This window comes from Poseidonibacter sp. (assembly GCF_041821165.1).
GTDB lineage: Bacteria > Campylobacterota > Campylobacteria > Campylobacterales > Arcobacteraceae > Poseidonibacter.
The window spans coordinates 1-7,901 of sequence record NZ_JBGUES010000108.1 but is presented as its reverse complement, the minus strand read 5'-3'; the positions used below and the strand labels follow the sequence as shown (position 1 = coordinate 7,901).

Genomic DNA, 7,901 nt, shown 5'->3' with positions numbered 1-7,901 from the left:
GCTTTATATCCTTTATGGAAAATAAAAGATTCAAGTTTATTTTTATATGAAGTATGTGTACTAAATCCTTTTACGTATATTGTGGAATTTATAAGATTTACTTTGTATTTGAAATTTGAATTAAACTCATTTTTAATAATAGTGCTTATCTTTATAATTACTTTATTATTCGCTTTTATGGGATATAACTCAAAAAATGTATTAAAAAAGTAATCATTGAAATAAATGGATATATAAAATTGAATAAAAAAAATGATACCTATATTCAGGCTATATTCCTTTAGTATACTTACAATAAGACAACAAATTGTTGCTTGAGTTTTTATCTAAGGAGAGATGATGGGGAAGAAGAATTTTCTTAATAGTATTGCTAAAATTACACTTACAACGTTGTTAAGTGCAAGTGCAGCAAGTCTATTATATGCAAATACAGGATATTCACCTGTAACAGACGCAGATATATCAAATGATGCAAAAACTGTTGAAGATGTAGTTACTTATGGTTTAGGACAAAAAGGTCAAAGATTTTCACCTTTAAAACAAATTAATACAGACACTGTTAAAGATTTAGTTCCAGTATGGAATTTTTCATTTGGTGGTGAAAAACAAAGAGGTCAAGAATCACAACCTTTAGTTAAAGATGGTGTAATGTATGTTACTGCATCTTACTCTAGAATTTATGCTATTGATGTTGCAAGTGGTGAAGAAATCTGGCAATATGATGCAAGACTTCCAGATGCTATTTTACCTTGTTGTGATGTTATTAATAGAGGTGCAGCTTTATACGATAACTTAGTTATTTTTGGAACATTAGATGCTAAATTAGTAGCACTTGATAGAAAAACTGGAAAAGTTAAATGGAAGAAAAAGATAGCAAACTATAAAGAAGGTTACTCTTTTACAGCAGCTCCATTAATGGTTAAAGGTTTATTAATCACTGGTGTTTCTGGTGGTGAGTTTGGTGTTGTTGGAAAAGTTGAAGCTAGAAATCCAAAAACTGGTGAATTAGTATGGTCTAGACCAATGGTTGAAGGTCATATGGGTTACTTAAATGGGGCTGAAAATGGAATCACAGGTCAATTAAATGCTTCATGGCCAGATGATTTATGGAAACATGGTGGTGCTGCTCCTTGGAATGGTGTAACTTATGATCCTGATACTGATTTAATTTATGTACCAACAGGAAATCCTGCACCTTGGAATTCTCATGATAGAGCAGGAGATAACTTATATTCTGCATCTAGAGTTGCTGTTAATCCTGATACTGGAAAAATTGCTTGGCATTTCCAAACAACTCCAAATGATGGTTGGGATTATGATGGAATTTCTGAATTAGTTGCTTTTGAATATAAAGATAAATCAGGAAAAATGATTAAAGCAGGTGCTACTGCTGATAAAAATGGTTTTTTCTATGTATTAGATAGAACTAACGGTAAATATATTAGATCTACTCCTTTTGTTGAAAATATTACTTGGGCAAAAGGTATTGATAAAGACGGTCGTCCTATTGTAAATGAAGATAATAGACCTGGTAAACCAAGTGCTGATAAACAAGGTAAAACAGTTTATTCAACTCCTTCATTCTTAGGTGGAAAAAACTGGAATCCAATGGCATTCTCTCAAAACACTGGATTATTTTATGTTCCAGCAAATGAGTGGGGAATGGATATTTGGAATAAGCCAGTTGCATATAAAAAAGGTGCAGCTTATTTAGGTGCTGGATTTACGATTAAACCAACATTTGATGATCATATTGGTGCTTTAAAAGCTGTTGATCCAAAAACTGGAAAAATTAAATGGACTTATAAAAACCCTGCACCATTATGGGGTGGAGTTTTAGCTACTGCTGGTGGACTTGTATTTACAGGAACTCCTGAAGGTAAATTAATTGCATTTGATGATGAAAGTGGAAAAATTGTTTGGAGTTTTAATGTTGGAACTGGAATCGTAGGTTCTCCTATTACTTGGACTGAAAATGGTGAGCAATATATTGCTATCGTTGCAGGTTGGGGTGGAGCTGTTCCTTTATGGGGTGGTGAAGTTGCAAAAACAGTTAAACATTTAAATCAAGGTGGATCAGTTCACGTATTTAAATTACACAAATAAAAAATTATAAATAAATAAATAAATAAAAGGAGATTACCATGGAATGGGAAAAACCAACTTATGTAGATAATAGATTTGGATTTGAAGTAACTATGTACATCTGTACTGTATAGTTTTGTTTGAAAAGATTAGGACTTCGGTTCTAATCTTTTTTTCATTTAAATAAATTTAATCATAGTTTATTTAATTGAGAAAAAGAAAAGGAGAAAGTTTGAAAATTCAAGTTTTAGGTTCAAGTGCTGGTGGAGGATTACCCCAGTTTAATTGTAACTGTAATAATTGTAAAGCTTATAGAGAAGGTTCAACTACTGTAAAAAGAAGAACACAATCTTCAATTACAATAAGTGAAGATGGAGAGAATTGGGTCTTATTTAATGCTTCTCCTGATATTTTAGAGCAAATACATAACTCACCTTTTTTACATCCTACAAAACTTAGAGAAACAAAAATAAAAGCTATTGTTTTTATTGATGGACAAATTGACCATACAACTGGTCTGCTAATGTTAAGAGAAGGTTGTCCTCATGAAGTTTATTGTACTAAAGAAGTAAATGAAGAATTAAATACTTCTTTTCCATTATTTAAGATGTTAAAACATTGGGATGGTGGAGGAACTAATTATCATGAAATTGTTCCAAATAATACTCAGTTTTCAATTCCCGTAATGCCAAATTATGAGTTTTATGCACATCCACTTATTTCAAATGCACCACCATATTCAAAATATAGAGATAAACCAAGAGCTGGTGATAATATTGGTGTTGTTGTAGTAAATAAAAAGACAGGTAAAAGGCTATTTTATCTTCCAGGACTTGGTGTTTTAGAAGATCATATTATAGAAGAAATGGCAAAAGCTGATGTTCTTTTAATTGAGGGTACTTTATGGACTAATGATGAAATGATTAAAGGAAATTTTTCAAAAAAATTAGGAACTGAAATGGGACATATTCCTCTAAATGGTGAAAATGGATTAATAAAAGTATTAGATTCTTTAGAAAAACCTAGAAAAATACTTATTCATATTAATAATACTAATCCTATTTTAGATGAAAGTACAAAAGAGTATAAAGAGCTTATTTCACATGGTATAGAAGTATCATATGATGGCATGAGTATAGAAATATAAAAATAAATTAAACTTACAAAAGGAAAAAAAATGAATCAGAAAATGAACGAGTTACTAAGTAAAGAAGATTTTGAACAAAAACTAAGAGACATGGGATCAATGTATCATATTCATCATCCTTTTCATGTAAGAATGTATGAAGGATCTTGTACAAAAGAAGAGATTCAAGGTTGGGTTGCAAATAGATTTTATTATCAAACGGCTATTCCTATTAAAGATGCCGCAATTATGTCAAATAATCCACCTTTAGAAGATAGAAGAAAATGGATTGATAGAATTATTGACCATGATAGTGTTGGTGGTGGAATTGAAGCATGGCTTGAATTAGGTGAAGCAGTTGGTCTAAAAAAAGAGGATTTAATTTCTCATAAGTATGTTTTACCTGCTGTTAAATTTGCAGTTGATGCTTATATAAATTTTGCAAGACAAAGTCCATGGAAAGAATCTGCAATGTCATCATTAACAGAAATGTTTGCACCTCAAATTCATCAGCAAAGATTAGATACTTGGCCAACAAATTATCCTTGGATTGAACAAAAAGGTTTAAGGTATTTCCAAAAAAGATTAACAGAGGCTAGACGTGATGTTCAACATGGATTAGCTTTAACTTTAGAAGAGTTTAATACAGTAGAATTACAAAATAGAGCTTGTGAAATATTACAGTTTAAATTAGATATATTATGGGTTATGGTTGATGCTCTATATCTAGCATACGAATTAAAAAGACCACCATATTTTAATATTAAGGATTGTCATGCAACAAGAAAAATCACTTGCAGTGAATAGTCATTTTCAATTACAGTGGGAAGAAAAACAAAATTGTTTTGTTCTACTGTATCCTGAAGGAATGGTTCAATTAAACCAAAGTGCTGGTGAAATAATGAATCTTTGTGATGGGAAAAATAGCACTTTAGATATTGCTAAAACATTAGAAGAGAAGTTTAATATAGTTGGTTTATTACATGATGTAAATGAGTTTTTAGATGATGCAATGACTCGAAACTGGGTAATTTATAATGTCTAATGAAATTAAACCTCCTTTATGGATACTTTTAGAATTAACGCATAAGTGTCCTTTAGAGTGTGCTTATTGTTATAATCAACTTGATTTTGCTAATACAAAAGATGCTATGAGTAAAGAAGATTGGTTTAAAGTAATGAATGAAGCCAGAGAAATGGGTGCTGTTCAACTTGGAATTTCAGGTGGTGAACCACTATTAAATAAGGATATTGTAGAAATTGTAAAACATGCAAATGATTTAAAATTTTATACAAACCTTATTACTTCAGGAGTAGGTGCTCCTAAAGGAATTGTTAGAAAACTAAAAGATGCAGGACTTAAAACAGTTCAGTTGGGTATTCAATCTCATGATAAAGATACTATGACTTTAATTACTAATAATAAGAACTCATATGATGAAAAAATTGCTTTTGCAAAAGAAGTAAAAGAAGCTGGACTTCAATTAATTATTAATACTTGTATTACTAGACAAAATATTCATCAAGTAGGTGAAATTATTGAATTTGCAGATGAACTTGGTGGAAACTATCTTGAAATTGCAAATATTCAATATTATGGTTGGGCATTAAAAAATATTAATGCTTTGCTTCCAACTGAAGAACAGTTAACTAAAGCAAAAGAAATAACAGATTTTTATCGTTCAAAAGAAAAAGCTATGAAAGTATTTTTTGTAGTACCTGATTATTTTGCTGATCGTCCAAAAGCTTGTATGAATGGATGGGGAACAACTTTTTTAACTATAAATCCAGATGGAGTAGCACTTCCATGTAATACTGCAAATACATTACCACTTGATTTTCCAAATGTAAAAGATTTTACAATTGAGCAAATCTGGAATGAATCTGAGGCTTTTAATTATTTTAGAGGTGATAAGTGGATGAAACCAACTTGTCGAACTTGTGATGAAAAAGAGAAAGACTTTGGTGGATGTAGATGTCAAGCATTTGCATTAACAGGTGATATGAATGAAGCGGATCCTGTTTGTAGTAAATCAGAGTTTCATCATGTAGTTACTAATAAAGTTGAAGAGAGTTTAAATTCTCTTGATGCAAAAGTAATATATAGAAATAAGAAAAACTCTTTATCTTTAATGAATTAGTTTAAGAGATAATAAACACTTAAGTTTATTATCTTCTTTTTTTTGCTCTAGTTTTTGAAACTCTTTTTGCATTAATTTTAAAATTATAATTTAAATATTTTTGTACCATAACTTCTGATGTATCGTACATCTCATCAATATTTGTTTTTATTTTCCAAGCAGAAGTGTTTTTTTCTTGTGCAATTCTTTTTTTCAATTCTAGATTATTTTTATTATATATATTTATAAGTTTATCAATTGGGTAATTATCAAGTTCTGGATATAAAGCAAAAGATTTATTATGTTCTTTTTTATAGTTATAGATTAAACTAAAAGCTAAAAGTTCTGGAATCCAATTTGAACCATGTTTTAATTTTGTAGAAAAAATATTTATTAAATATTTGTAGTATGCTTTCATTGGTTCTAAGTTTCTAGTGATTTTATTAAATAAAGCAGATTGGTCTTTGTTTTTAAATAAATAAAATAGAGTATCACTTACAATAATGTTATTATCTAAATAAGTTTTTAAACTATTTACACTACTATTTATAAAGTTGATTTCATCTTTACTTGCACAAATTGTCATAGGATCAGGAATTTGATCAGCATCCATTTTCTTATAATCTTTTAGTAAAAACTGTACTACAAGAAGTAAAGTATCAATCTTCAATTTTTTTAAGTTTATTGATTCACACTGTTTTAAAACTAAGTTAAATTGTCTATCATTTTGATTCACATTAAAGCCTTATATTTAAAGTACTGTATTTTAGGGTTTTAAAAAAAATAGTTCTTCTTTTTAAGTGCTAAATAAATTGTCTAATAGTGCTAATTTTATAGTTTATTAATGCTATAATAATTTATGAAGAAAGAAACCTTACAAAAAAGAACAAAAATAGCAAATGATATTATGTATTATATCTATACGCATATTGATACACATATTGATATTGAAGAGTTAAGTATTGATTTAAATGTTAGTAAATTTCATATGCATAGAATATTTAAAGATGCCTTTGGAAAAAATATTTATGAGAGTATTAAATCAATTAGATTACAAAAAGCATCAAATCTTTTATTAACAAATAAACTTTCAACTATTTCAAATATTGCGAATATGTGTGGATATTCATCTCAATCATCTTTTATAAAGATATTTAAAGAGAGGTTTGAACAAACTCCAAAACAATGGAGAATAGGTGGATATAAAGAGTATTCAAACAAAATATTAAGACAATCACAAAAAGCAATGCAATCAACTGCAGATTTCTCTAATCTAAGTCCCCAAATTGTAAAAATGCCTTCCTTTAAAAGTTTTTATATTAGAAATAAAGGTTATAACGTAAATATAAAAGACACTTGGCAAAAACTTCATACTTGGGTATTAACAAATGATATAAAATCATATAAAGAGATTGCTCTTTTTCATGATAATCCTACAATTACACCTTTAAATGAGTGTCAATATATTGCTTGTATTGTTCCTGATGAAAGTGAAAATATAAAAAGTGATAGATTACCTAATTTTAATATAGCAAGTGGTGTTTATGCAAGATTTGATTTACAAGGAAAAAAAGGAGATGTTTTAAAGTTTATTCATTGGGTTTATCATGAATGGTTACCAAATAGTGAGTATGAAACTACAACAAAACCATCTTATACTGTTTATAAAAAGAATAACTATTTAAAACAAGAAGATGAGTTTGATATTAGTTTTTATGTATCAATAGATTTTTAAACTATAGTAAAGACCTAATTAGGTCTTTCTACCATATAACCACTTCCTCTAATATTTTTAATAAAATCCTCTTTTAAAACTTTTTTAACACGATTTACTTCTGCTCTAATTGTTGCATTATCAATATAATCATCATTCCAAACATAAGTTCTAAACATATCATATTGAACAACTAATGATCTATTATGAGCTAAAAGCTCAATAATTTGAATTTGTCTTTTTGGTAGAATATGAGGTTCATTATTAAATAAAAGAGTCATTGTTTCAGAATCATAAGAATAGTTTTTTGATAATCTTTTATGTTTTTGAGGAACAATACTAGTTTTTAAGATTTTATTTATTCTAATAGTAAGTTCTTTTAAATGAAAAGGTTTTTTTAAATAATCATGACATCCTATATCAAAAGCTCTTGAAATATCTTCAATATCAATAAGTGCAGAGATATAAATAGTTGGAATCATTTTTTTCTGTTTATGTAGAGTTTCTAAAATTGTAAAACCATTAATATCTGGTAGATTTATATCTAAAATCAATAAATCAAACTTCTCTTCTTGTAATATTTTCAAGCATTCTTCACCCATACTTGTAGTTTTTACAGCATGTCCTGTTGATACTAAATATTCATTTATCATTTCATTTAACATTAAGTCATCTTCTAATAGTAAAATTTTCATTTTTTCTCCTTAAAGCTATATGTAAATGAAGCCCAATTTTCACCAGATTGTAACTGAATTCCTACATTTTCTTCACTACAAATTCTTTTTACTAAATTTAATCCAAGACCAAAACCTTCTTTTGAGTCTTCTTCTCTATAATATTCTTCAAATATTTTTTG

The 7,901-nt window shown here is 28.3% G+C and carries 9 protein-coding genes; 7 read left to right on the top strand and 2 right to left on the bottom strand.

Annotation, left to right across the window (positions count from 1 at the left end; all coding sequences use genetic code 11):
* The first annotated feature begins 339 nt into the window (after positions 1-339).
* The 6 genes from ACERKK_RS08960 (at position 340) to pqqE (ending at position 5,352) form a co-directional block, all read left to right on the top strand.
* Positions 340-2,106, top strand: coding sequence for a methanol/ethanol family PQQ-dependent dehydrogenase (locus tag ACERKK_RS08960; RefSeq protein ID WP_373772741.1), 1,767 nt, complete (start codon positions 340-342; stop codon positions 2,104-2,106).
* Between the two features lie 38 nt (positions 2,107-2,144).
* A complete protein-coding gene (gene pqqA / locus ACERKK_RS08955; RefSeq protein ID WP_373772742.1) occupies positions 2,145-2,219 on the top strand; it encodes a pyrroloquinoline quinone precursor peptide PqqA in 75 nt (24 codons plus the stop codon).
* A gap of 98 nt (positions 2,220-2,317) precedes the next feature.
* Positions 2,318-3,232, top strand: coding sequence for a pyrroloquinoline quinone biosynthesis protein PqqB (pqqB, locus tag ACERKK_RS08950; RefSeq protein WP_373772740.1), 915 nt, complete (start codon positions 2,318-2,320; stop codon positions 3,230-3,232).
* 30 nt (positions 3,233-3,262) lie between these two features.
* Positions 3,263-4,018 carry a pyrroloquinoline-quinone synthase PqqC gene (gene pqqC / locus ACERKK_RS08945; protein WP_373772739.1) on the top strand — a complete coding sequence of 252 codons (756 nt, stop codon included), beginning with the start codon at positions 3,263-3,265 and terminating at the stop codon, positions 4,016-4,018.
* Entirely contained in the window at positions 4,011-4,256 is a 246-nt protein-coding gene (pqqD, locus tag ACERKK_RS08940; RefSeq protein ID WP_373772738.1) for a pyrroloquinoline quinone biosynthesis peptide chaperone PqqD, read from the top strand. Before pqqC ends, pqqD begins: the two co-directional genes overlap by 8 nt.
* Positions 4,249-5,352 (top strand): pyrroloquinoline quinone biosynthesis protein PqqE, encoded by a 1,104-nt coding sequence (gene pqqE / locus ACERKK_RS08935; RefSeq protein WP_373772737.1) that lies wholly within the window; start codon positions 4,249-4,251, stop codon positions 5,350-5,352. Before pqqD ends, pqqE begins: the two co-directional genes overlap by 8 nt.
* A 28-nt stretch (positions 5,353-5,380) precedes the next feature.
* Here pqqE and ACERKK_RS08930 read toward each other — a convergent pair whose 3' ends face one another.
* On the bottom strand, positions 5,381-6,067 hold the full coding sequence (locus tag ACERKK_RS08930; protein ID WP_373772736.1) for a hypothetical protein: 687 nt from the start codon (positions 6,065-6,067) through the stop codon (positions 5,381-5,383).
* 123 nt (positions 6,068-6,190) lie between these two features.
* Here ACERKK_RS08930 and ACERKK_RS08925 point away from each other — a divergent pair, with 123 nt between their 5' ends.
* Positions 6,191-7,066, top strand: coding sequence for a GyrI-like domain-containing protein (locus tag ACERKK_RS08925; protein WP_373772735.1), 876 nt, complete (start codon positions 6,191-6,193; stop codon positions 7,064-7,066).
* Between the two features lie 14 nt (positions 7,067-7,080).
* Here ACERKK_RS08925 and ACERKK_RS08920 read toward each other — a convergent pair whose 3' ends face one another.
* Complete coding sequence (locus ACERKK_RS08920; protein WP_373772734.1) at positions 7,081-7,740, bottom strand: response regulator transcription factor; 660 nt, start codon at positions 7,738-7,740, stop codon at positions 7,081-7,083.
* Positions 7,741-7,901 lie beyond the last annotated feature (161 nt).

Bases quoted from the DNA above. Each gene is read 5' to 3' on its own strand.
- pqqC (WP_373772739.1), top strand. From the start codon at position 3,263: ATGAATCAGAAAATGAACGAGTTACTAAGTAAAGAAGATTTTGAACAA.
- pqqE (WP_373772737.1), top strand. From the start codon at position 4,249: ATGTCTAATGAAATTAAACCTCCTTTATGGATACTTTTAGAATTAACG.
- ACERKK_RS08920 (WP_373772734.1), bottom strand. From the start codon at position 7,740: ATGAAAATTTTACTATTAGAAGATGACTTAATGTTAAATGAAATGATA.
- ACERKK_RS08925 (WP_373772735.1), top strand. From the start codon at position 6,191: ATGAAGAAAGAAACCTTACAAAAAAGAACAAAAATAGCAAATGATATT.
- ACERKK_RS08960 (WP_373772741.1), top strand. From the start codon at position 340: ATGGGGAAGAAGAATTTTCTTAATAGTATTGCTAAAATTACACTTACA.